Raw genomic sequence first — 22,224 nt, forward strand, 5'->3', positions numbered from 1 at the left:
GCCGGGATCGTCGCGGTCCCCGAATGTGGCATCTTCACTCCTGAGCATGCCGGTGGGAAGGCATGTGGTCGAACAGTCACTGCTCGGCCCCGGGTGCGAGGACGGGGCCGGGTTGCCGCGGGCCGGAGAATGCCGCGGGTGGGGCATCTCGTCCGGCCCTTGACCAGGGGGATCCATGGGTCACAGTTCCCTGTGGGGCTCCGGACCAGGCGCCGCCGGGGCCCGGGCGGCGAACCTCGGCGGGAGGCGGAACCTATCACGGTGGTGGACGGAAGCTGATCGACGGTCAGTTCACGAAGCGAGAGGGGCGGTGGATCGACGTCTGCCGTGTTCGGTCCTCACCCGTGCCGGCTGCGCGGTCTCTGCGCTCCGCGGTGGCGGTTGCGCCAAGGGCGGCGCAGGGGGCGCCGGTTCCGGTCCGCCAGTGCGAGGTCCACCTCCACCCGTGCTCCGCCCAGCGGGCCGCACCCGATGCGGAGGCGGCCCCGGGTCGATTCCGCCGCGCTGCGCGCGATGTCCAGCCCGAGGCCGGTCGATCCGGCGCCGCTGGCGCCCCGGGAGAGCGCGGCGACCGGGTCCGTGATGCCGGGGCCGTCGTCCTCGACCACCAGGACGACGCTCTGCGCGGTCCGCCGTACGCTCACGGCGAAGCGGGTGCCGTCCGGGGTGTGCCGGAAGACGTTGCCGACCAGCGCGTCGACCACCGCGGCGACGTGGTCGCCCGGAAGCTGGACGGGCGTCGGTTCGTCCGTCGCCTCGAACGTGCAGACCCGGCCCTGTTGCTCGGCGAGGACGGCCCAGAAGCCGACGCGGTGGGCGGCGACCTCGGACACCTGGCAGGACTCACCCGGGGCCGGGCCGGTCGGCCGGGTACCGGGGTCGCCGGGCGCGATACCGGGGTGCGCCCCGGCGGGCCTGGTGGACAGGGGCGTGCGGGCGGCGACGATGATCGCATCGAGTTCGTCCTCGAGTTGTTCGACCGCCTTCGCCAGCTGGGGTGCGACCGGGGCCGGGCCGATCCGTTCGGCGGCGAGGCGCAGCGCCGTCATCGGGGTGCGGAGCCGGTGCGACAGGTCGGCGACCAGCTCCCGTTCCGTCGCCAGTAGCTGCCTGACCCGGTCGGCCATGGTGTTGAAGGCGTCGCCCACCGCCCGGAGTTCGGGCGGACCGGCGGGTTCGACGCGGACGGCGAGGTCGCCCGCGCCGAGGGCCGCTGCCGCGTGGGAGAGCTTGCGCGAGGCGCGTACCACGCGGGCGCCGAGCCGATCGGCGACCAGCACCGACCCGATCACCAGACCGGTGGCGAGCAGGGCCATGACGGTCCAGGCCCGGCTCAGTCCGCGGTTCAGCTCGCTGTCGGGCACGAACTCCTCGATGACGGCGACCTGGTCGTGGCCGAGCATGACGGGCTGGAGGTAGTCCCGGCCTCCGGGAGCGTCGGCGGTCAGGGCGGTCCTGCCCTGCACCGCCCGGCTCAGCAGCTGCGCGCCGGCGCGGGTGGTGCCCGCTCGACTGCCGTCGGGCAGATGGATGCAGAGCTGGCCCGCGGGGTCGGTGCGGGCCACCGCCGCGGCGAGATCGGCCGGGTCGGGGGCCAGTGCCAGCAGCGGAATCGCGGTGTCGACACGCTGTTCGGCGGCGAGCATCGCCTCGGTCTGGACGTGAGTGCGCAGCAGCAGGGCGAGCGGGACGAGGAACGACACGGTGACCAGGACCGTCACCGCGAGTGCCACCGTGGCGAGGGCGGATCTCACCGGGGCGACACCAGCTTCACTCCGACGCCCCGGACCGTGTGCAGGAAGCGCGGGCGGGCGGCGCGCTCGCCCAACTTCCGGCGCAGGCACGACAAGTGCACGTCCACGGTCTGCTCGTCCACGTACGGCTGCCGCCACACTTCGGCGAGCAGCTGCCGTTTGGAGACCACCCGGTCGGCGTTCAGCGCCAGGAACGACAGGAGGTCGAACTCGCGCCGGGTCAGACCGATTTCGCGGCCGGCCAGGTGGACCGTCCGGGCGAGCGGGTCGATCCGCAGCTCGCCCAGCACCTGCGGCCCCCGGTCCGCGACGGGGGCCCCGCCGCTCCGGGAGCCGAAGGCGTGGGCCGGGCCCGCGCATCGGCGCAGGACGGCGGTCAGCCGGGCGAGCAACTGCCCGCCGGAGAACGGCTTGACCAGGTAGTCGTCCGCACCCGCGTTGAGCAGCTTGATGATCTCGGCGTCGTCGTCCCGTGCGGTCGCGACCAGCACCGGGACCTGGGACAGTCCGCGGATCATCTTCAGGGCGTCGGCGCCGTCGAGGTCCGGCAGGCCGAGGTCCAGCACCACCGCGTCCGGCTTCCACTGGGCGACCTCGCGCAGCGCGCCGAATCCGTCGGGTGAACTGCGCACCACCAGCTGATGGCCGGCCAGCAGCTCGATCAGGGAGGCGCGGATGGCGGGGTCGTCTTCCACGACGAGGACGGTCGTCATGGCGCACACCGTAGCCGACGGGCGGATCCGGTCGAGCCGACTTCGAACCGGTGGGCGGGCAGCGGCGGGCACGCCGGGGCCGGCCGGTCGGCCAGGGCTCCGGTTCCGAGGCGTTTCCGCTGGTCAAAGGGGTAATGAGGAGGGAATTCGGAGAAGTTTAGCCGAGTCTTAGCTGTTCCTTAAGCCGTGGTCCGGTAGGCGGTTCCGGCCCACCTCGTGTAGGGCCCCGGTGGGCGCAGCACCCGCTGCGTCCACCGGGGGCCGGTGCCCGGCCGGAGAAGCGCCGGCGGTGTGGTCAGGAGACGTCGAGGGCGATGTCGTCGATCACGAAGCTGGTCAGCTCGGCGCCCGTGGCCTGGACGCCGGTGAAGGTGATCGTCACCTTCTTGCCGGCGAAGGCGGAGAGGTCGAGGGTCCTGCGGACGTAGCCGTCGGCGGCGTCCCGGTTGGTGTAGGTGGCCAGGGTGGTCGAGTCGGCCGTGACGGTCAGGGTGTCCGCGCCGGTGGACGGGTTGGCGCTCTCGACGTGCAGCCAGAAGCTGAGGCCGGCCTTGCAGCCGGCCGGGACGGTCACCTGCTGGGAGAGGGTGTCGGTCGCGGGGGAGTCGTAGCCGTCGAGCCAGGCGTCCCAGTTGCCCGAGTGGGGCAGCCTCCCGTCGGCGTTCTCGATCACGGCGGGGGTCGCCGTCCAGGGCGAGGCGTCGCCGGTCTCGAAGCCGGGGTTGCCGAGCAGTTGCGCCGGGGTGCAGGTGGGGGACGGCCGCGTGGGGCTCGGCCTGACGGTTCGGCTCGCAGTGGGCTTGACGGTCGCGGTGGCGCTGGCGGTGGGCCTGACAGTCGGGGTCGCGGTGGCGGTGGGGCTGGCCGTGGGCCGGGTGGTCGGGGCGGGGCCGGTGGTGGTCGGGGTCGGCTGCCGGCAGCCGAGGTTGGTGAGGGAGGTGGCGAGGCGCTGGGTGAGGAAGTCGAAGAGGTTCTGGCCGTCCTGGGGTGAGGGCACGGCTGTGGTGAACACCTTGTCGAGGTTGATGCGCCCGGCGCCCAGGGTGGTGAGGTTGCCGCAGTACGCCGTCGGGTCGCCGTCGGCGGCGGTGCCCAGGGCGGGCTGGTCGACGCCCGCCCGGTAGAGGTTGGTCTTGTTCCGGTTCCGCTGGTTGTTCTCGTTGGCCATGGGATCGCTGAGCGGAACGAGCGCGACGGGCGCCGCCTGGTACTTGGCGGCCTGGAGTTCGTTGAGCGCGAGCGAGGTGACCCTGCTGCCGGGGTCGGCGAGGTCGGGGGCCGTCCACGGGGTGCAACCCAGGGCGGGGTCGAGGAAGTTGTCGAGCAGCAGGTTGTCGCTGCCGTTGAGCAGGGCAGCAGGTCGCGCGGCCCCTCCGCCGCTCATGGCGGCGAGGTTCTTCGCGCTCTTCTGGGCGGTCGCGCCCTGGGGGGTGGCCAGGTACTCCGTGGTGACGTTGTCGCTCTGGTCCTGGTCGACCACGCCGAAATCACGCGTGGTCGGGCAGGGCCTGCCGTCGCGGGCGGTGCCCAGCGGCGGGACCGTGAGCCTGCCGGCCGCCTCGGCGGCGTTGGCGGCGGTGAAGAAGGCCGGGGCGTTGCAGTAGGCGAACTGGCCGAAGGGCTGGCCCCCCGGCGTGCCGCCGACGCACTTCCCGGCGGCGGCACGGCCGGCCAGGGTCAGGACGTTGCCGTTGTAGCCGAACCAGATGCCCACCACGGCGTTCGCCGGCAGTACGGGGACGACCGGGGCCACGGCGGGGACGGTCCCCTTGTCGGTGACCAGCGGGCTGTAGACGGAGATCGCGCCGCTGGCCGGGTCGAGGACGGTGGCCTGGACGAACGCCGACTGGTTGCCGTTGGACTCGTGGCAGGCTCCCTGGGCCGGATCGGTGGCCTCCAGCGTGTAGGGCGTCGCCAGGCCACGGGCGGTGAGGGGGTCGGCCGGGACCTTGATGGTGCAGTTCGGGTTGGGCTGGACCGGCGCCCCGGCGTGCGGGGCGGCCGGCGTCGTGGCGGCGAAGGAGACGCTCAGGAGGGCGACGCCGGTGCTGAGTACGGCGGCGAGGCCCAGTCCGAGCCTGGTCACCCGGCGGCCTCGGCCGCGAGAACGGTGATGAGCGGATCGTGGAGTCATGTGAGACCTCCGGCAGGATGCCGTGACGGCGCGATGAGGGGGGGCGGGGAGCAGCCGCACGCGGACCGGTGCTGGGTCCACGGGGAAGTCCGCTTCGGGGCGGCAGGCGCAGAGCGGTGCTCAACCTGCCTGGACCCCAGATGAGTTCGATCGTACGAGGCGGGAAGTGCCGAGGCCTCCGGCCACGAGATCCCCTAAAAGTCGCCTAAGGAACAGCTCATCCGACGGGCCGCTGCCCTCGTGCGCGCACCCCCCCGGCGGTACCGACGTGAACCCGGCGTGAGCGCTCCCTTAGGGAAACCGAAAGTTCCGCGCTGACGGTGTTTCCGGCGGGCCGACGGGCCGTACGGTCTTCCTCACCGGGCCCGCCCCGGCACACCGCCACGGACCCGCCTCACCCGCCCCCTGCCGACTTGCCGCCCGCCGGGCACCGGCATTCGGGCCCGCAAGCCCCGCCCCGCTGGTCGGGCCCGTTGGCTCCGGTTCCGGTTCCGGTTCCGGTTCGTACCGCACTCACAGCACTCGTCGGAATCGCTCATCCCGAAGGGATCGCAGCCATGGAACTCTCATCCCGGACCACTTCTCTCCTCCTGCGCGGTGGAGGCGGCCGAGTGCCCAGCCGCCGACGGATGTCGTACCTCCTCCTCGCCGTCGGGGCCTCCCTGCTGGCCGTGGCGTGCACTCCCACCGTCCCGACGGCCGCGCCGTCCGCCGCTCCGACACCGTCGGACGCCGGGACGCACGGCGTGCCGAGTGCGACGCCGGCCGGTGAGGCGTCCGGGAGGCCGACATCCGGATCCGTGGGCACGCCGACCGGAACGCCCCCCACCACACCGGTCGGAATGCCGACGCTGAAGTCGGGTGGTAAGCCCAGCAGGCCGACCGGGACGCCCACCGGTCGGCCGGCCACCGGGCCGAGTGAGATGCCGACCGCCATGCCAACGCCCGGCCGGACCGACCCGCCCACCGGCAAGCCGGCCCCGGGCGAGACCCGTCCGCCCACCGGCATGCCGACCGCGACGGGCGCCGTCCCCACGCCGGTCTACGGCAACCACTGGTAGGACGCCACGCGCCACCCACCGGACGCCGGAGGCGCCGGCACCCAGGCAGCGGGCTTCCCGCCTTCCCCGGGCGACGCGGGGCCCACGTCGTGTTCCGCCGGGCTCCACTCTCCGCTGCACCGGGTGCCGCGCCGACCGCCGTGTCAACCACCGCCACCACCGCCACCACCGCCACCGACACCACCCCTGGACAAGGACAGAGCTTGAGGAATTCGACGAGGCCACGCCGCCGGTCCCCGCGGTACGCCGCGGTGAGACTCCGCGCGGCCGCCGCCGGCACCGCACCGGAGCTGCCCAGGCCCCCGGCGCCGATCCTGATCACCGCACTCGTGGTGGTGCTCGCCGTGGTCGCCACGGTGCTGCAGGCGCTCCAGCTCCCCGCGACCGCGCACAACCGCAGCGGCACGGAGGCGGTGCACCGGTTCGTCGACTTCTTCCTCGGCGTGCTGACGCTGATGGCGCTCAGCGGGAGCGTCACGCTCGGACTCCTGGCCGCCGAACGGCGGTTGCTGACGCCGCGCCACCGGGTCGCCGTGCAGGCACTGCACCGCGCCGTCTCCGTGACCGCGGTGGTGACACTGGTGATCCACATCGCCGACAAGGTCGCCGAGGGCCACGCCGCTCCGGCGGCGGCGGTGGTGCCGTTCGCCTCCGGCACCGGCTTCGTGGTCGGCGTCGGCACCATCGCCGGAGAGCTCCTGGTCCTGGCCGCGTTGACCGGCGCCCTGCGCGGCCGCTTCGCCAACGACCCCCGTCTCACCCGGTTGTGGCGACCGCTGCACTGGGTCGCCTACGCCTCGTGGCCGCTCGCCCTCGCGCACGGGCTGGAGGCCGGTCGGCCGGCCAGCGCCTGGGTCGTGTGGTCGTACGGCGTCAACATGGCCGTCGTGGCACTGGTGCTGCTCGTCAAGTTCCTGCACGGAGCGGGACGCAACACCACCGGCATCGGCGTCAACCGTCGTCTGATGGCCGTGGACCTGATCGGTGCGGGGGAAGGGGCGGACCGCCCGCCGATCGGCGACCAACTGCCCGTCTTCGGCGAGTCCTCCGCGCTGCTGGCCCTGGACGTGGAGGTGCCGGACGCCCGACCGGCGGCGGCGCCGGAATCCGCGACGGCCGCCACCGCGTCCGTCCCGCCGCTCGTGGACGCGGCCGCCACGGCGTGGGACACCGGCGAGCTGAACGCCCTCCTCGACGCCGGCCGTCAGCAGTACCTGGCCGAGCAGGCGGCGTTCCAGCAGCAACAGCCTTACCAGCGGGCCAACTTCACAGCGGATGCCTGGAACGCCGGTGAACGCGCCGCGATGCTGGGCGTCTGGGGCCAGCAGTACCCCGTCGAGTCGACGTGGTACCCACAGCAGGCCGAGTACCTCCAGCCGCAGCCGCAGCCGCAGCCGGATGCCTGGCCGTACCCGCCCCAGGCTTTCGCCGGCTACCCCGGTTACCCCGGCTACCCCGGACACCCGCAGGGACCCGACACCGGTCCGTCGTTCCCGCCCGCGGAAGCGGCCTGGCCCAGCCCCGGCTACTGGTACCAACCCGTCCACACCCAGCCCTTCGAGTACGGCGCCGGCTCCTGGCAGGACCGATGACGGCCGCCGGCACGGAAGGCCCCGAGGTGATCCGGATGGGCCCGCCCCGGCTCACCGCCGGGCTCGACCAGTACATCCGGATGGGCTACGAGGCCCACCTGGCCGTCCACGGCCCGCTGCCCCGGTACGGCGCGCCGGAGTTGGCCGAGCTCGCCCGACGGATCGCACTGACCGGGAAGGGCGGCGCGGCCTTCCCCTTCGCCCGCAAGCTCCAGGCGGTGATCGACTCCGCCCGGCGCCGGCGCCTGCCCCCGGCCGTCGTCGTCAACGCCACCGAGGGCGAGCCGGGCAGCGCCAAGGACCGGATGCTGCTCGCCCGGGCCCCGCACCTCGTCCTGGACGGCGCGCTGCTGGTCGGAGAGGCGCTGCGCGCCGAGAGCGTCGCCGTCGGTGTGGACGAGGGCAGCCCGGGTGTCACCTCGATGCCCTCGGCGGTCGCGGAGCGCCGTTCCCGGCTGCCGATCCGGGTCGTGCAGCAGCCGGCACGCTTCGTCTCCGGCGAGTCCGGTGCGCTGATCCGCGGGATCAACGGGCTGGTCGCCCTGCCGCCGAGCCGCAAGGTCCGCTCCTCCGACGGCGGGCCCGGTGGCGTCGACGGGCTGCCGACACTGTTGTCCAACGCCGAGACGTACGCCCAACTGGCCGTCGCCGCCCGACTCGGCGCGGAGGCGTACTGCGCCGTCGGCCCGGCGGATGAGCCCGGAACGGTGCTGCTCACGGTCAACCGCCCGGGCGCCCGACGGCCCGTGGTCGTGGAGGCCCCCGCCGGGACCCCGCTCCTCGCGGTGCTGGACGCCTGCGGGACCGGGCCGGGGCAAGGCGTGCTGGTCGGCGGTTACCACGGGATGTTCCTGGACGCGGCGTCGGCGGCGTCCGCTCCCTGCTCGCGGGCCGGTATGCGGCGGTCCGGCGGAACGTTCGGCGCCGGGATCGTCATCCCGCTGCCCGAGGACACCTGTCCGCTGGGCGAGGCGCACCGGATCGTCCAATGGCTGGCCGCGGAGTCCGCGGGGCAGTGCGGTCCCTGCCGACGCGGACTGCCGGAGCTGGCGCGGGCCTTCGGCGCGGTGGTCACCGGCGGCGGCAGCGGTGCGGTGGAGGAGGTCCGCCGGCTCGCCGTCGCAGTGGTGGGACAGGGCGCCTGCTCCCACCCCGACGGCTCCGCCGGGTTCGTCCGGTCCGCGCTCAGCGTCTTCGCGGAGGACGTCCGTGCGCACACCGAGCGCGCCGGTTGCGGGCGGCGCGTGCGCGCCGTGCTGCCGACCGCGCCCTGGGCCCCGGACCGGGACGCTGCCCGGGACGGCCGAGTGAACCTGAAGGTGGACTGGGCGCTGTGCGACGGGCACGGCCTGTGCGCCGACGTCGCCCCGGAGCTGATCACCCTCGACCGGTACGGCTTCCCCGTGGTCGGCGAGGGCCCCGTACCGGTCTGGTCGACGCTGTCCGCCAAGCGCGCGGTCAACCGGTGCCCGGCCCTGGCCCTGCGCCTCTCTGCCCCCGGGCCCTGAACCGGGCGGCCGGCCGACAGGATCGGTCCTCCAACCGGCCGACGGGCGCGCGGGAGGGCGGGCCGTGGTGGATCATGCAGTCTCCGGCGGTGGCCGCAAGACGTTTTGCCCAATCTTGAAGGAATGCTGGTCAGGCTGGAACCATTGGCGCGGGGGCGCACGTCGTAACCAGGGGTGATCGGCCGGGGGAAGGGCCGCTCGGCACGTTAGGCTGCGCCCCGGGGGAGCGGCCTGGTGCCGCCATCGGACAACCGCCGGGACGGGTGTTCGGCTCCACGGGGAGCCGGTGCCGTTCCGACCTGCCACGGAGGTGCTGGCCTTGCACATCGACGCCTGGATCGAGAGCGTCCCACCGACTGCGGTGTACGCCCTGATCGGTCTGATCATCGGGATCGAATCGCTGGGCATCCCGCTGCCCGGTGAGATCGCGCTGGTCACGGCGAGCCTGATGGCGGTCAAGGGCGTGGTGAGCCCGTGGGGGATCGCGGCCTGCGCGGTCGCGGGCGCGATCATCGGCGACTCGATCGGGTACTCGATCGGCCGCAAGGGGGGCAAGCCGCTCTTCGAGAAGCTGGGGCGGAAGTTCCCCAAGCACTTCGGGCCCTCGCACCTGGCCACCGCCGAGCGCTCCTTCCAGAAGTGGGGCATGTGGGCGGTCTTCTTCGGCCGCTTCATCGCGCTGCTGCGCATCTTCGCCGGTCCGCTGGCGGGCGCGCTGAAGATGCCGTACTGGAAGTTCCTGATCGCCAACGTGCTGGGTGGCGTGATCTGGGCCGGTGGCACGACGCTGCTGGTCTACAAGGTGGGCAAGGCCATCGAGCCGTGGCTGTCCCGGTTCTCCTGGGCGGGTCTGGCGGCGGCCGTGGTGGTGGGTGCCGTCTCGGCCTGGGTGATGAAGCGCCGGGCCGCGAAGACCCACGCGAAGATCGAGGCGGAGGAGGCGGCGAAGGCCGCCGATGCCGCGAAGGCCGCCGTCGCCGAGTAGTACGGAGAGTGACGAGTAGCGGTCCCGTCGTCGGGCCCCCGGAGTAGCATCGGCGGGAACCTGCCGATCTTGCACCACTGGAGGGCCCGATGACGCAGCCGACGCAGCAGACGACGTGGAACGCCGTGGACGCGTACCTCTCCGAGCAACTGGTCGGGCACGACCCGGCGCTGGAGGCCGCCACGGCCGCCGCCGACGCCGCCGGGCTTCCGAAGATCGCGGTGGCGCCCAACCAGGGCAAGCTGCTGCACCTGCTGGCGCTGACCCAGGGCGCGCGCCGGATCCTGGAGGTCGGCACGCTCGGCGGCTACAGCACGATCTGGCTGGCGCGGGCGCTGCCCGCCGACGGCACCCTGATCTCCCTGGAGCTCGACCCCGGGCACGCCGAGGTGGCGCGCGGCAACCTGGCCCGCGCCGGGCTGGCGGAGGTCGCCGAGGTGCGGGTCGGCCGGGCCGCCGACTCGCTGGCGGCGCTGGTGGACCACGGCGAGGAGCCCTTCGACCTGGTGTTCATCGACGCGGACAAGCCGAGCAACCCCGAGTACTTCTGCCGGGCGCTCCAGCTGACCGGGCCGGGCTCGCTGATCATCGTCGACAACGTGGTGCGCGGCGGCGCGATCGCCGACGCCGCCAGCACCGACCCGGCGGTCGTCGGCACCCGCGCCCTGCACGAACTGATCGCCGCCGAGCCGAGGGTCACCGGGACGTCCGTCCAGACGGTGGGCAGCAAGGGCTACGACGGGTTCACCCTGGTCCGCGTGCAGAGCTGACCGAACACGGCGCAAGGCGAGAGAGAAGGAGCGGAGACATCGTGCGGATCGGACTGCTGGGCACCGGCACCTGGGCCGAGCGGGTGCACGCGCCCGTACTGGCGGAGCACCCAGGGCTGGAGTTCGTCGGCGTCTGGGGCCGCCGGCCGGAGGCGGCCGAGGCGCTGGGAGCGGCACACGGTGTGCCCGGGTACGGCGACCTCGACCGGCTGCTGTCCGAGGTGGACGCGGTCTCCGTCGCGCTGCCGCCGTCCGTTCAGGCGGGGCTCGCCGTACGGGCCGCCGAGGCCGGCTGTCACCTGCTGCTGGACAAGCCGGTCGCGTTCACCGTGCCGGACGCCCGGGCGGTGGCCGAGGCGGTGCGCAAGCACGAGGTGGCCTCGGTGGTGTTCTTCACCGTCCGCTTCGGCGGCGAGCAGATCCCGTGGGTCGAGCGGCAGGCGGAGCTCGGCGGCTGGTTCTCCGGCCGCGCGGACTGGCTCGGTTCGGTGTTCGTGCCGGGCAGCACCAGTCCGTACGCGGCCTCGCCGTGGCGCCGGGAGAAGGGCGCGCTGTGGGACGTCGGCCCGCACGCGCTGTCCGTCCTGCTGCCGGTGCTGGGCGACGCGACGCAGGTCACGGCGGTGGCCGGGCCGCTGGACACGGTTCACCTGGTGCTGCGGCACGCCGGTGGCGCGTCCAGCACGCTGGCGCTCAGCCTGACCGCGCCGCGGGCGGGCGGCGGCGTCGCGATGGAGCTGCGCGGCGAGCACGGGGTGGCGCAGCTCCCCGAGCGCGGCGAGGCCCCGACCGCCGCCCTGCACCGGGCGGTGGACGCCCTGCTGGCCTCGGCGGCCTCGGGCGAGCCGCACGCCTGCGGGGCGCACTTCGGTCTGCGGGTGGTGGAGATCCTGGCGGGCGCCGAGCGGTCGTTGGCCGTCGGCGGCCCGGTGAACCCGTGACGCGCCCGGTGACGCCGCCGGACCACGCCCCTGGGCAGCTGCTGCGCTGGAACTTCCACTTCGGCGGGCAGCTGACCAGCTGCCTGCCGATGCGGGTGGTCGAGTGCGGACCGGAGGGCCTGCTGCTCTGGCTGGCGGCCGGGTCACCGCTGTGGAAGGCCGAGCTGCCCGGCGGGCGGCACATCCGGGACATCCCGCCGGAGAGCCACCCGGCCGCGGGCTACCCGCTGGTGACCGGGGAGTGGGACGCGGTCAGCGCGCTGATCCACCAGCCCGCCGGTGCGCCGTACGCGGTCTGGTGGATCTTCAAGCCCGGCACCGGGTTCTCGCACTGGTACGTCAACCTGGAGCGCCGCGAGTACCGGGGCGAGGAGGTCGACGTCCACGACCTGGAACTGGACCTGGAGGTGGACGCCGAACGCCGGTGGCGCTGGAAGGACGAGGAGTCCTTCGCCGCGAAGACCGGGCACCCGGCGTTCTGGAGCGCCGCCGAGGCCCGGGCGATCCGGGCGGGCGGCGAGGCGGTGGCGCGGCTGGCCGAGGCGGGGACGTTCCCCTTCGACGGCACCCACCGCGACTTCGCCCCACCCGCCGACTGGCCCCTCCCGCCGCTGCCCGCCCGGCCCTGAGAGCGTCAGCTCGGCGGCAGCGGGGGCCGGGAGTCCTCCGGCCGGCGGTCGGTGGGCCGGGCCGGCGGGATGACCGGGGCGTGGAAGTCGCGCGGACCGGTCCACAGCGCGGGGACGGCATCGCTGCGGCGGGCGAGTTCGTACGCCAACGCCTCGTAGTTGACGCGCCAGCCGTTGAAGTGCCGCCAGGCGTCCTCGACCGGGCGCTCGTGCGGGAAGCCGGCGGCCGTGATCATGGCGACGGCGCCCAGGTACTCGGCGTAGGTGAGGCGGATCGGGGTGTCCGGGTCCGGGTCGACGTCGAAGTCGACGCGCAGTGAGCGGCCGATGTCGCGCATCGCGGTGAAGCCGGCCCGGATCACCAGCCGGGCCTCGGGCGGGGCCGAGCGCGGGCAGAGGGCGAGGTGCAGGGCGGCTGCGTCCATCACCGCTATCAGGCCGACCACCCAGCTGCGGTTGGGCTGCGGGGAGCGGAACGACAGCAGCACCGGGTAGTTGGAGTGGCTCTCGCCGATGTCGGCGGCGAGGCGCTCCCAGTCGCGGTAGAGCTGGGGGAGCGCGGTCTCGGTGTCGACCAGGGACTGACGGGCGAGCAGTTCCGGCCCCCAGGCGGGCTCGCCGGCCCGGGACTGGAGCAGCGTCACCTCGGTCTCGCGCCGCTGGTAGGCGGAGTACAGGGTGGGCAGGTAGGCGATCTGCAGGGCGATCACCAGCGGGCCGCTGGCGGCGGCCATGAAGTCGATCGCGGACAGCTGGAGCCGCTCGCCGCTGGCGTAGCCGAGGGTGAAGAGGCTGGATCCGGCCTCCCGGATGGCCACCGACCAGCTCAGCCCGGAGATGCCGCGCAGCAGCAGGGTGTAGGCGAGCAGCATCCCGCTGAGCCACACCCCGAGCATGCCGAGCAGCACCAGCGGCGCCAGCCATGTCAGCGCGCGGTCCTGCGCCCGGTAGGTCCCGAACGGCGCGGCCGACAGCCGCAGCGCCGTGCGCAGCACCCGCCAGAGCCGGTGCACCAGGGCCGAGTAGAGGCCGCGCGGGACGACCAGGGTACGCAGGATGCTGCCCACGACGAGCAGGAGCAGCACCACGCCGAGCAGCGTGTGGATCAACCTCATGCCGCCATTGTCGCGGTAGGCCGCGAGGGTGCGGGGCCGGGCGCCGTCGTGTCCGGACCGCCGGACGGGCGGCGCGGGCGGCGCGGGCGGTCCCCGCCCGGGTTCCGGAGGGGTTCCGCAGAGTTCCGCATACCGCTATGAGCATGATCACACCGGTTTCACCCGTCCAACGGACCGGCTCATCGGCGTCTGAACCAGTGGAGTGGTCTGTCCCACGAGTGGAGCGGAGAGCGGCCTGTGAGTGAACGCCAGGATGGGGAAGCCGACGAGGCAACGGCCGGGCGCCGCCGGTGGCGTCCGTCGCGGTGGATCGACTACCCGCGCAGCGGGCGGCGCGGGGTCCGCCGCTGGCTCCCGTCCTGGCGGCAGCTGCTCCTGGTGGTCGGGGTCCCCGTGGTGGTGCTGACCGGGCTGGCGGCCTGGTTCTACGCGACCACCGACGTACCGGAGGACCTGAACGCCTTCGCCACCCAGCAGAACAACGTCTACTACTGGGCGGACGGCACCGAGATGGCGCGGATCGGCGACACCAACCGGCAGGAGGTGCCGCTCGACCAGGTGCCGGAGCCGGTCCAGTGGGCCGTGCTGTCCGCCGAGAACGAGACCTTCTACACGGACCCGGGGATCTCCCTCAAGGGCATCGGCCGCGCGGTCTACGAGATGGTGTCGGGCGGCGACACCCAGGGCGGCTCGACCATCACCCAGCAGTACGTGAAGAACATCTACCTGAACCAGCGCCAGGACGTCTCCCGCAAGCTCAGCGAGATGGTCATCGCGATCAAGCTGGACCAGCGGATGAGCAAGCGGGACATCCTGGCCGGCTACCTCAACAGCAGCTGGTTCGGGCGTGGCAGTTACGGCATCGAGCGCGCCGCGGCGGCGTACTACGGCAAGGACGTCTCGCAGCTGAACCCGAGTGAAGGAGCCTTCCTGGCCGCCCTGTTGAAGGGGGCCGGCCAGTACGATCCGGCGCTGAGCGCGGCCAACCACGAGCGGGCCGAGGAACGGTGGTCCTGGATCCTGGACCGGATGGTGGAGGTCGGCAAGCTGTCCGCCGCCGAGCGCGCCACGTACACCGTGTTCCCGGAGCCCCGGCCGCAGCCGAAGGCCGCCGGGCTGAGCGGGCAGGTCGGGTACCTGGTGGACATGGCCCGCAGCTACGTGGAGACCCACAGCGACATCACACCCGCCCAGTTCGACCTCGGCGGCCACCAGATCTTCACCACCTTCGAGAAGCCGAAGGTCAACGCACTGGTCTCCGCGGTGCAGGAGGCCACCAAGGGCCTCGACCCCGGCAGCCGGGAGGCCGACAAGTTGCTGAAGGTCGGCGCCGCGTCGGTGGCCCTCGACGGGCGGATCGTCGCGCTCTACGGCGGACCCGACTACCTGAAGCAGGGGTTCAACAACGCCAACACCTCGACGGTGCCGATCGGTTCGGCGTTCACCCCGCTGGTGTACGCCACCGGGCTCAGCCAGGGCGTGCAGCGCCAGCGCGGCGGCAACCGGACCCCGGTGACACCCGGCACCACCTACGACGGCGACAACGGGGTGAACGTGATGACCCCGGAGGGCCCGTACTGGGGGCGGGACGGCAAGATCGTGAAGACCGCCAACGACGGCAAGCGGAGCTGGGGCCAGGTGACCCTGCGCAGCGCCGTGGAGCAGTCCGTCAACGGGCCGATGATGCAGCTCGGAATGGACGTCGGCCTGGACAAGGTGCAGCAGACCGCGGCCGACCTGGGCCTGCTGCCGGACAGCATGGGCGAGTTGGTGCCCGCCTTCTCGGTCGGCAACTCCAAGCCGAGCGCGATCCGCGCCGCCGACGCCTACGCCGCCTTCGCGTCCGGCGGCCGCCACACCGACCCGTACTCGGTGCTCAGGATCACCCGCAACGGTGCGCAGCTCGAACTGCGGCTGCCGACCGCCGCCCAGGCGCTGCCCCCGTCGGTGGCGGCGGACGTGGACGCGGCGCTCAAGGGAGCGGTGCGCGGCGGCAGCGCCCAGGCGGTGGCGGAGGCGGGCCCGGGCCTGGCGGCCAAGCCCGGTACCACCCCGGACCGTACGGCGGGGTGGACCGTCGGCTACAACGGGCAGCTGTCGACGGCGGTCACGGTCTTCCGGGCGGACCTCAAGGACATGAAGCTGCTCTCCCTGGAGGGCCTCGGCGGGGCCGCTCCGGACACACCGGACTCCGAACTGCCCGGCCGGATCTGGGCCTCGTACATGAAGGCGGCGGTCCGGTAGAACAGAAGGGTGGAGATCAAGGGCATCACCTATGACATCGGCACCCCGACCGTCGACGGCTCCGTCACCCGACCGGACCTCACGACGGAGACGATGCGACGGGAACTCACCGCCATCGCGGGCGAACTGCACTGCACCGCGGTACGGATCACCGGCCACGACATGACCAGGATGCGGCAGGCCGCCGAGACGGCCGTCGGGCTCGGACTGGCGGTGTGGCTCTCCCCGATGCTGCCGAACGCGGACGAGGCGGCCACGCTCGGCGCCGTCGCCGCCGCGGCCGAGGTCGCCGGGGACCTTCAGCGGGCCGGCGGCGACGTCACCCTGGTCGTCGGCTGCGAGCTGAGCGCCTTCATGTCCGGCCTGGTGCCCGGCGCGGACATCGCCGCCCGGCTGGCCGCGCTGGCGGACCCGATGAGCTGGCCGCCGGAGTTCTTCGCGGCCGGTCCGCCGCCGGTCCGGTTCAACGCCCTGCTGGCCACCGCGGTCGCCACCGCCCGGAAGCACTTCACCGGTCCCGTCACCTACGCCGCCGGGCTCTGGGAGGACGTCGACTGGACGCCCTTCGACCTCGTGGCCGTCGACGCCTACCGGGACGCCGCCAACGCGGCCACCCTGCGCACCACGCTCGAGGAGCTGCACCGGCACGGGAAGCCGGTGGTGGCGGCCGAGTTCGGCTGCGCCGCGTTCACCGGGGCGGCCGACCACGGCGCGATGGCCTGGACCCTGGTCGACCGCTCGGACGGCGTACGCCGGCCGCGCCCCGGACTGGTCCGGGACGAGGCGGTCCAGGCCGGTGAACTCACCGCGCTGATCGAGCTGTTCACGGGCGCGGGACTGGCCGGTGCGTTCGTCTTCACGTACGTCACCCCCGCCTACCCGGCGTCCGAGGAGCCGGGGGAGGACCTCGACACGGTCGGCTACGGCCTGGTCCGCTCGTGGCCGGACGGGCGGACCACTCCCAAGGCCGCCTTCGAGGCCGTGGCCAGGGCGTACGCGCGCAGCACGGGCTGAGGCCCCCCGTGCGGTACCTCACTCCTCGGCGACGCCCTCCTGGATGGCCAGCACGGCGAGGCGTACCCGGTTGGCGGTGTCGGTCTTGGTCATCAGGTTGGACACGTGGGTCTTCACCGTGGTCAGGCCGATGTGCATCCGCGCGGCGATCTCAACTGTTGGACAGACCGCCCGCGATCAGCCGCAGCACCTCCCGCTCCCGCTCGGTGAACGCCGTGGTCCCGGCCGGCCGGGCGGCGCGGGTCACCGCGGGGCGGTTCCTCCTCCCCCGAACGGAGGAGCGGCCTCCTCCTTCTGGTCGGCTGCCCGTCGTCACTTGACGAGGCGGGACCAGTCGGCGGGCTGGCCGGGGTCCAGGGCGCGCAGCTTGTCGAGGACCTTCGGGTCCTGGGCGTCCAGCCAGTCGGCGACCTGGCGGAAGGAGACGCAGCGGACGCCGTCCCGGTGGCAGACGTTCTTCACCACGTCCTCGACGGCCTGCATGTAGATGCCGCCGTTCCAGTCCTCGAAGTGGTTCCCGATGAACAGCGGGGCCCGGCTGCCGTTGTAGACCCGCTCGAAGCCGGCGAGGTAGCTGTCGCGGGCCTCCTTCTCCCACTCGTCGAACTTCTTCGGATCGCCCTTGGTGGAGTTCCCGGACTGGCCGGCGAGGAAGTTGAAGTCCATCGACAGGCCCTGGCTCTCCTTGGCCGGGAAGGGCAGCATCTGGAGCGGGAAGTTCCAGATGCCCTCCTTCTTGCTGGGCCAGACCTGGAACTCGCCCGGGGAACTGGCGTCGTAGCGGAAGCCCGCCGCCTTCTCGGCCGGGAGGAGGTTCTTCTGCCCCTCCAGGCAGGGGGCGCGACCGCCGACCAGTTCCTTGGTGTAGTCGAAGGGGAGCGGAGGGAGGTCCTTGAAGCCGGTGTTGGTCTTCCAGTTGGTGACGAAGGAGACGGACTGGTCGAGCTCGCTCTTCCACTCGTCGGTGCTCCAGTCGCCACCGCCCTTCTTCCCGCAGAAGTGCCCGTTGAAGTGGGTGCCGATCTCGTTCCCGTCCAGCCAGGCCAGCCGCAGCTGCTCCAGGGTGTCCTTGATGTGGGGGTCGGTGGCGTAGTCGATGGAGGCGGCGCCCGGGTCGTGCTGGGGCGGGTGGTAGAGGGTGCGCTTGGACTTGGGCAGGGTGTAGATGCCGGTCAGGAAGTACGTCATCTGCGCGTTGTTCTCAGCGCCCAGTTTGCGGAAGCGGGAGAACAGGTGGTCGTCTCCCTCCAGGCCGCCGTCCCAGGAGAAGACGACGAACTGCGGCGGCTTCTCGCCCGGTTTGAGCTTCTCGGGCTTGGGCTGCTTGGGCTGCGGGCCGGTGTAGGAGGTGGAGCCGTCACCGAGGACGTGGACCTGGCCGTCCCAGGTCGGCGTCGGGGTGGGCGTGGGGGCTGGGGTGCCGGCGGGTTCCGGCTCCGGCTCCGCATCGGGGGCCGTGGGATCGGGGGCGGCGGCGTTCGATCTGCCCTCGGAGAAGGAGTCTCCCGTGGTGAGCGTGAGGGACGCGACGACCCCCACTGCCAACAGGACGGCTGCACCACGAGCAATCCGCACGGATTCCCCTTCTCCAGGCCTGCAGTTCGATCGAACAGAACATTCATGTGATCGATGACTTGAAAGACGGAAAAGGTTGCACGAATCGCGAAGAAAGTTCTGAGGAGGCTGCCCGCCACGGGCGGGCAGCCTCCCCTGCGGCACTACTGGGTGAAGTTCACGTCGATCACCTGGTAGAAGGCGTGCCCCGTGTCGGCCACCTCCCACACGCCGAGGATCACGTGGTAGCCCGAACGGTTCGGCAGCTTGACCGGGTGCGGCTTGTCGAGGTGCGGGTCGCTGTGGGCTTCCGGCATCTTGTCGTACGGCATGTCGCCGTACGGCTTGTAGGTCGCGAACGGCTCACGCTCGAACTGGGCGCGGCTCAGCGGAGCGGTCGGGTCCCAATCCTCCCTGGTCACGAAGTAGTTGTAGCGACGCGTCCGGTGCTTGGCCGAGAAGCCCCACTGGAAGGGCACCTCGACGCCCGCCCGGAGATCGACCTTCGGCCAGTCCCGCACCTCGTCGAGCACCGCACCGGCCGGCTCGCTGCCGCCGCTGGCGATCTTCCCGTCCGGCGGCACCGGCTTGGGGCCGCTCACGACGTCCGTCGGCACGTCCGGGTCCTTCAACCCCACCTGCGTCGCCGGGAAGAACTTTCCGGCTTCCAGCCCGTTGGACGGCCAGCCGCCCTTGAAGTGGATGTCGGCGCGAGAGCGAGGATTCGTCAGCCGCCCGTGCCTGGGGGCCACCTCACCGTTTTCCGCAGCCATTTCCATCTCCTCTCGGAGTCGGTTCGCACTGGACAGGGGCATGACAGCACACCGGGCAGGGGTCACCCGCACGGGAGCAAACTTGCTTTGCCCAGCGGAATTTGATGCTTCGTAGGCTACCTGCCGGAACCCGGTGGGCGGCGTCACGCCACTCGCAGGATCCTGTCGTGTTGTGAACCACCCGGCCCTTCACTGCCGGGCCGGTCGCTTCCCGGTCGCCGAACGGCTGGACCGGCTTCCGTGAGACGCCGAAGTCCTCGATCCGGGTATCCGGCAGGTCAGGGGATCCGGGCCTCGATGTGGCCGAGTTGGGCGGCGAGGATCTCTTCGAAGGCGGCGCGGCGGTCCGCGCCGAGGGGGCGGACGTCGCGGGCGAAGTGGGCGAGGGCGGGGAAGCGTTCGGGGTCGGCGCCGAGCACCGCGACGCGGAACTGCTCCATGCCCTGTTCGTACTCCTCGGGGGTGATGGTACTGATGCCGGCCTCGGACGAGATCAGCGCGGCGAGGAGGATCACGATGCGGTGGTAGCGCGCGGGGATCTCCTGGTCGGGCAGTCCGGACGCGCGCAGGGCCTGCAGCAGCTCCTCCATGACCAAGCGGGATCCGGTGCCGCCGGACGCATAGCGCCCCCAGATTCCGGCGAGTTGGGGTTGCTCACCGAAGGCCTCGTGCAGGCGCAGGGCCAGGGCGGTGATGCGCTGTTTCCAGTCGCCCTCGGGGCGGTAGCCGTCCATGGCGGCCAGCAGGATCCGGTCGGCGACCGCGCGCAGCAGTTCGGTCTTGTTGCGGAAGTGCCGGTAGAGGCTGGAGGAGTCGGTCCCGAGCGTCGCGGCGAGTTTGCGCACGCTGAACGACTCGGCATCGCTCGTGCGCAGCAGTTCCGCCGCCGTGTCCAGGATCTCCTCGGTCGACCATCGCCTTCGGCCGGTCATCTCGCCCCTCTCGTCCTGCCCAGCCTAACCTATGCACTTGGTGATGCACGCGGTGCGTGCATAATGGGGCGACCCAACTGTCCGGCCATGACGACATACCCGGCATCCGGCCGGGGGGAGAAGGGCACATGAGTGAGACCACTACCGCGGTACGGCCGCCGGAGCCGGACTTCTCGGCGATCACGGCCGAGGAACTGCGCGCCTACCGCGCCGCGGAGAACCGCTGGCGGGCCTCCGGCGCGGCGCGGACGATCCTCGGAGAGCCGGACGCCGGCGCCGCGATCGGCTGGCAGGGGATCGCGCTGCCCGGCTGCGACCTCCCGGTCCGGGTGTACCGGCCGGTGTCGACGGGAGACGGCGAAGCCGGCACCCGAACCGCGCTGCCACTCGTGGTCCACGTCCACGGCGGCGGATTCGTGGGCACGGCGGTGCAGTGCGACTGGACCAACAGCCACCTCGCCGCGCACCTGCCCGCGCTCGTCGTCTCGGTCGAGCACCGCCTCCTCGCCCCCGGCAGTCCGCTCGCGGACGCCGTCGACGACGGCTGGGAGGTTCTCCGGCACGTGGTGCGACACGCGACGCAGTGGGGCATCGACCCTGCGTGGGTGGCCGTCTTCGGTGAGAGCTGCGGCGCGCTGATCAGCGCGCTGACGGCGATCCGGGCCAGGGGGGCCGGCCTGGAGCTCAAGGCACAGGTGCTGGTCAACCCCGCGGTCGACCTCACCGAGGCGATGTTCGACCACCCCTCGATCACCGAGCACGCCTACAGTCCGACCCGGGCCCTGCCGCAACTCCGGCTCGTGCAGCGGCTCGCCGTCCCGCCGGGAGCCGACGCCCGTGCGCTCTCGCCGCTGTACGCGGACGACCTGAGCGGGCTCGCCCCGGCGCTCGTGGTGGTGCCCACCCGGGACGCGCTCGCCGACCACGGCCGCCGCTACGCCGAGCGACTGCGCGAGGCGGGGACCCCCGTGCGGCTCTCCGAATACCAGGGCGCGAGGCACGCGTTCCTCACGCTGCCCGGCCTGGAGCCCCAGGCGGGCGCCGCCCGGGCGGAGATCCTCGCGTTCCTCTCTGCGGCCCTGGCGAAGTGACGGGGGAACGACGAACCCCGCATCAGCTCGCATGCCGTCCGCTGATCACCGACATTGCCGATTCACGAATGATGGGAGGCGCCGTGTCGCGCTCCGAACCGCTGCCCCGGACCGTCCGCCTGTTGTTACTCGCCCGGGTCGTCAACCGACTCGGGGCCTTCTCGCTTCCCTTTCTCACCGCGCTGATCAGCACCGACCACGGCGCGAGCCTGACCGCTGCCGGGCTGATCAGCGCCGCCTTCGGGCTCGCGACGATTCCCTCGCGGCTGGTCGGGGGGCACCTGGCCGACCGGATCGGGCGGCGCACGACCATCGTGCTCGGGCTCTGCGGATGCGCCGCCGCGCAACTGGCGATCGCCGCCTCCGCGTCGCTCGCCTGGGCGGTCGCCGGGGCGGTGCTGCTCGGGCTGGCTTTCGAGCTCTACGAGCCCCCGAGCCAGGCGATCATCGGCGAGTCCGTGCCGGAGCAGCACCGGGTGCGCGCGTTCGGTCTGTTCAGCGCCGCGCTCGCCGCGGGCGGAATGGGCGCCGGACTGCTCGCCGCCCTGCTCGGACGCTGCGACCTGCGGTGGCTCTTCGTCGCCGACGCCACCACGTGCCTGGCCTGCGCGCTGCTGATCCGGCTGGCCCTCCCACGAGACCGTCCGGCGCCGCCCGGAGCGGACCATGACGACACCGCCGTACGACTGCTACGGGACCGCGCCCTGTTGAGCGTCCTGGCGACCGGAACCGCCTACGCCCTGATCAACCAACAGGCCGTGATCGCCCTGCCGCTCGCACTCGCACGGCAGGGCCTGCCCGCCGCCGACGCCGGACTGCTGTTCACCGCCGCCGCGGCCACCACGGTGCTCGCCCAGCCGCTGATCCGCCTGCCCTGGGTGATCCGGCTCACCACACCGGTCGCGCTCGCCCTCGCCCACCTCCTCCTGGCCGCAGGGCTGACCGGCTACGCCCTCACCCGCAACCTGCCGGCGCTGCTCGCCGCTTCCGCCGTGCGGAGCCTCGGTGATCTGCTGGTCATGGGGCGCGTCTACGCGCTCGTCACCGAGCTCGCGCCACCTGGCGGAAGCGGCCGCTACCTGGCCGTCTTCGGCACCAGCTGGGGAGTTGCCGCGACGCTCGCACCCGTCTTCGGCACCCAGCTGCTTGCCCGCGCGGGGACGACCGCACTGTGGTCCGCGATGGCCGCGTTCTGCCTACTGCTCGCCGCACTGCACCTCCGTGTGACACCGGGGTCGGCCCGGCCGCCGCGACGCCGCGCGCCGAGGAGGCGCAGTCCGACCGATCCGGCGGCCGCACCCGGCCCGCGTGGCTGACCAGCAGCAGTAAGGACCGCCGTCCGGTACCCGTGGCGGCTGCGCGGTGCGCTGCGCACGGAGCCGTAGCCATCACAAGCCTCGTGGGCCGGCAGTAC

General features: G+C 72.7%; 20 protein-coding genes. 11 read left to right on the top strand and 9 right to left on the bottom strand.

Going from position 1 to position 22,224, the window contains the following annotated elements:
• Nucleotides 1-338: 338 nt before the first annotated feature.
• The 4 genes from ACH4J0_RS11855 to ACH4J0_RS11870 all read right to left on the bottom strand — a co-directional run bounded on the left by ACH4J0_RS11855 (nucleotide 339) and on the right by ACH4J0_RS11870 (nucleotide 5,538).
• Entirely contained in the window at nucleotides 339-1,754 is a 1,416-nt protein-coding gene (locus ACH4J0_RS11855) for a sensor histidine kinase (protein ID WP_396238823.1), read from the bottom strand.
• On the bottom strand, nucleotides 1,751-2,467 hold the full coding sequence (locus ACH4J0_RS11860) for a response regulator transcription factor (RefSeq protein ID WP_396238825.1): 717 nt from the start codon (nucleotides 2,465-2,467) through the stop codon (nucleotides 1,751-1,753). Before ACH4J0_RS11860 ends, ACH4J0_RS11855 begins: the two co-directional genes overlap by 4 nt.
• A gap of 295 nt (nucleotides 2,468-2,762) precedes the next feature.
• A complete protein-coding gene (locus tag ACH4J0_RS11865; protein ID WP_396238827.1) occupies nucleotides 2,763-4,553 on the bottom strand; it encodes a hypothetical protein in 1,791 nt (596 codons plus the stop codon).
• A 583-nt stretch (nucleotides 4,554-5,136) separates the two neighbouring features.
• Nucleotides 5,137-5,538, bottom strand: a complete 402-nt coding sequence (locus ACH4J0_RS11870) for a hypothetical protein (RefSeq protein WP_396238829.1) — start codon at nucleotides 5,536-5,538, stop codon at nucleotides 5,137-5,139.
• Between ACH4J0_RS11870 and ACH4J0_RS11875 the strand changes: the two genes are divergently transcribed.
• The 7 genes from ACH4J0_RS11875 to ACH4J0_RS11905 all read left to right on the top strand — a co-directional run bounded on the left by ACH4J0_RS11875 (nucleotide 5,537) and on the right by ACH4J0_RS11905 (nucleotide 12,087).
• Entirely contained in the window at nucleotides 5,537-5,662 is a 126-nt protein-coding gene (locus ACH4J0_RS11875) for a hypothetical protein (protein ID WP_396238831.1), read from the top strand. The two genes, ACH4J0_RS11870 and ACH4J0_RS11875, sit on opposite strands and share 2 nt — an antisense overlap.
• A 251-nt stretch (nucleotides 5,663-5,913) precedes the next feature.
• Nucleotides 5,914-7,254, top strand: coding sequence for a hypothetical protein (locus ACH4J0_RS11880; protein ID WP_396238833.1), 1,341 nt, complete (start codon nucleotides 5,914-5,916; stop codon nucleotides 7,252-7,254).
• A complete protein-coding gene (locus ACH4J0_RS11885; protein ID WP_396238835.1) occupies nucleotides 7,251-8,762 on the top strand; it encodes an NADH-ubiquinone oxidoreductase-F iron-sulfur binding region domain-containing protein in 1,512 nt (503 codons plus the stop codon). Before ACH4J0_RS11880 ends, ACH4J0_RS11885 begins: the two co-directional genes overlap by 4 nt.
• Before the next feature lie 319 nt (nucleotides 8,763-9,081).
• Nucleotides 9,082-9,747, top strand: coding sequence for a DedA family protein (locus ACH4J0_RS11890; RefSeq protein WP_396238837.1), 666 nt, complete (start codon nucleotides 9,082-9,084; stop codon nucleotides 9,745-9,747).
• Between the two features lie 89 nt (nucleotides 9,748-9,836).
• Entirely contained in the window at nucleotides 9,837-10,517 is a 681-nt protein-coding gene (locus tag ACH4J0_RS11895) for an O-methyltransferase (protein WP_396238839.1), read from the top strand.
• A 41-nt stretch (nucleotides 10,518-10,558) separates the two neighbouring features.
• Nucleotides 10,559-11,458, top strand: a complete 900-nt coding sequence (locus ACH4J0_RS11900; RefSeq protein ID WP_396238841.1) for a Gfo/Idh/MocA family protein — start codon at nucleotides 10,559-10,561, stop codon at nucleotides 11,456-11,458.
• A complete protein-coding gene (locus ACH4J0_RS11905) occupies nucleotides 11,455-12,087 on the top strand; it encodes a DUF402 domain-containing protein (RefSeq protein ID WP_396238843.1) in 633 nt (210 codons plus the stop codon). The genes ACH4J0_RS11900 and ACH4J0_RS11905 overlap by 4 nt, the downstream gene beginning before the upstream one ends.
• A 5-nt stretch (nucleotides 12,088-12,092) precedes the next feature.
• Here ACH4J0_RS11905 and ACH4J0_RS11910 read toward each other — a convergent pair whose 3' ends face one another.
• Nucleotides 12,093-13,202, bottom strand: a complete 1,110-nt coding sequence (locus tag ACH4J0_RS11910) for a hypothetical protein (protein ID WP_396238845.1) — start codon at nucleotides 13,200-13,202, stop codon at nucleotides 12,093-12,095.
• Between the two features lie 237 nt (nucleotides 13,203-13,439).
• On the opposite strand from ACH4J0_RS11910, the gene ACH4J0_RS11915 reads away from it, so the two are divergent.
• Together ACH4J0_RS11915 and ACH4J0_RS11920 are read left to right on the top strand one after the other, a co-directional pair.
• Nucleotides 13,440-15,446 (top strand): transglycosylase domain-containing protein, encoded by a 2,007-nt coding sequence (locus tag ACH4J0_RS11915; RefSeq protein ID WP_396238847.1) that lies wholly within the window; start codon nucleotides 13,440-13,442, stop codon nucleotides 15,444-15,446.
• A gap of 9 nt (nucleotides 15,447-15,455) precedes the next feature.
• On the top strand, nucleotides 15,456-16,460 hold the full coding sequence (locus ACH4J0_RS11920) for a hypothetical protein (RefSeq protein ID WP_396238849.1): 1,005 nt from the start codon (nucleotides 15,456-15,458) through the stop codon (nucleotides 16,458-16,460).
• Between the two features lie 18 nt (nucleotides 16,461-16,478).
• Here ACH4J0_RS11920 and ACH4J0_RS11925 read toward each other — a convergent pair whose 3' ends face one another.
• From ACH4J0_RS11925 to ACH4J0_RS11940, 4 genes are all read right to left on the bottom strand, one after another.
• The gene (locus tag ACH4J0_RS11925) at nucleotides 16,479-16,598 is read right to left on the bottom strand and encodes a LuxR C-terminal-related transcriptional regulator (RefSeq protein WP_396238851.1); all 120 of its coding nucleotides are present in this window, start codon (nucleotides 16,596-16,598) and stop codon (nucleotides 16,479-16,481) included.
• A 174-nt stretch (nucleotides 16,599-16,772) separates the two neighbouring features.
• Complete coding sequence (locus ACH4J0_RS11930) at nucleotides 16,773-18,029, bottom strand: hypothetical protein (RefSeq protein ID WP_396238967.1); 1,257 nt, start codon at nucleotides 18,027-18,029, stop codon at nucleotides 16,773-16,775.
• Nucleotides 18,030-18,178: 149 nt separating this feature from the next.
• Complete coding sequence (locus tag ACH4J0_RS11935) at nucleotides 18,179-18,787, bottom strand: lytic polysaccharide monooxygenase auxiliary activity family 9 protein (protein ID WP_396238853.1); 609 nt, start codon at nucleotides 18,785-18,787, stop codon at nucleotides 18,179-18,181.
• A 278-nt stretch (nucleotides 18,788-19,065) separates the two neighbouring features.
• Nucleotides 19,066-19,719, bottom strand: a complete 654-nt coding sequence (locus ACH4J0_RS11940; protein ID WP_396238855.1) for a TetR/AcrR family transcriptional regulator — start codon at nucleotides 19,717-19,719, stop codon at nucleotides 19,066-19,068.
• Between the two features lie 128 nt (nucleotides 19,720-19,847).
• Here ACH4J0_RS11940 and ACH4J0_RS11945 point away from each other — a divergent pair, with 128 nt between their 5' ends.
• Together ACH4J0_RS11945 and ACH4J0_RS11950 are read left to right on the top strand one after the other, a co-directional pair.
• On the top strand, nucleotides 19,848-20,810 hold the full coding sequence (locus ACH4J0_RS11945) for an alpha/beta hydrolase (RefSeq protein ID WP_396238857.1): 963 nt from the start codon (nucleotides 19,848-19,850) through the stop codon (nucleotides 20,808-20,810).
• An 83-nt stretch (nucleotides 20,811-20,893) separates the two neighbouring features.
• Nucleotides 20,894-22,126 (top strand): MFS transporter, encoded by a 1,233-nt coding sequence (locus tag ACH4J0_RS11950; RefSeq protein WP_396238859.1) that lies wholly within the window; start codon nucleotides 20,894-20,896, stop codon nucleotides 22,124-22,126.
• The last annotated feature ends 98 nt before the right edge of the window (nucleotides 22,127-22,224 follow it).

Origin of the sequence: Kitasatospora sp. NPDC017646 (assembly GCF_044329365.1) — a bacterium.
GTDB lineage: Bacteria > Actinomycetota > Actinomycetes > Streptomycetales > Streptomycetaceae > Kitasatospora.

Bases quoted from the DNA above. Each gene is read 5' to 3' on its own strand.
- ACH4J0_RS11860 (WP_396238825.1), bottom strand. From the start codon at position 2,467: ATGACGACCGTCCTCGTCGTGGAAGACGACCCCGCCATCCGCGCCTCC.
- ACH4J0_RS11875 (WP_396238831.1), top strand. From the start codon at position 5,537: ATGCCAACGCCCGGCCGGACCGACCCGCCCACCGGCAAGCCGGCCCCG.
- ACH4J0_RS11870 (WP_396238829.1), bottom strand. From the start codon at position 5,538: ATGGCGGTCGGCATCTCACTCGGCCCGGTGGCCGGCCGACCGGTGGGC.
- ACH4J0_RS11885 (WP_396238835.1), top strand. From the start codon at position 7,251: ATGACGGCCGCCGGCACGGAAGGCCCCGAGGTGATCCGGATGGGCCCG.
- ACH4J0_RS11895 (WP_396238839.1), top strand. From the start codon at position 9,837: ATGACGCAGCCGACGCAGCAGACGACGTGGAACGCCGTGGACGCGTAC.
- ACH4J0_RS11910 (WP_396238845.1), bottom strand. From the start codon at position 13,202: ATGAGGTTGATCCACACGCTGCTCGGCGTGGTGCTGCTCCTGCTCGTC.
- ACH4J0_RS11925 (WP_396238851.1), bottom strand. From the start codon at position 16,598: ATGCACATCGGCCTGACCACGGTGAAGACCCACGTGTCCAACCTGATG.
- ACH4J0_RS11935 (WP_396238853.1), bottom strand. From the start codon at position 18,787: ATGGCTGCGGAAAACGGTGAGGTGGCCCCCAGGCACGGGCGGCTGACG.
- ACH4J0_RS11940 (WP_396238855.1), bottom strand. From the start codon at position 19,719: ATGACCGGCCGAAGGCGATGGTCGACCGAGGAGATCCTGGACACGGCG.
- ACH4J0_RS11945 (WP_396238857.1), top strand. From the start codon at position 19,848: ATGAGTGAGACCACTACCGCGGTACGGCCGCCGGAGCCGGACTTCTCG.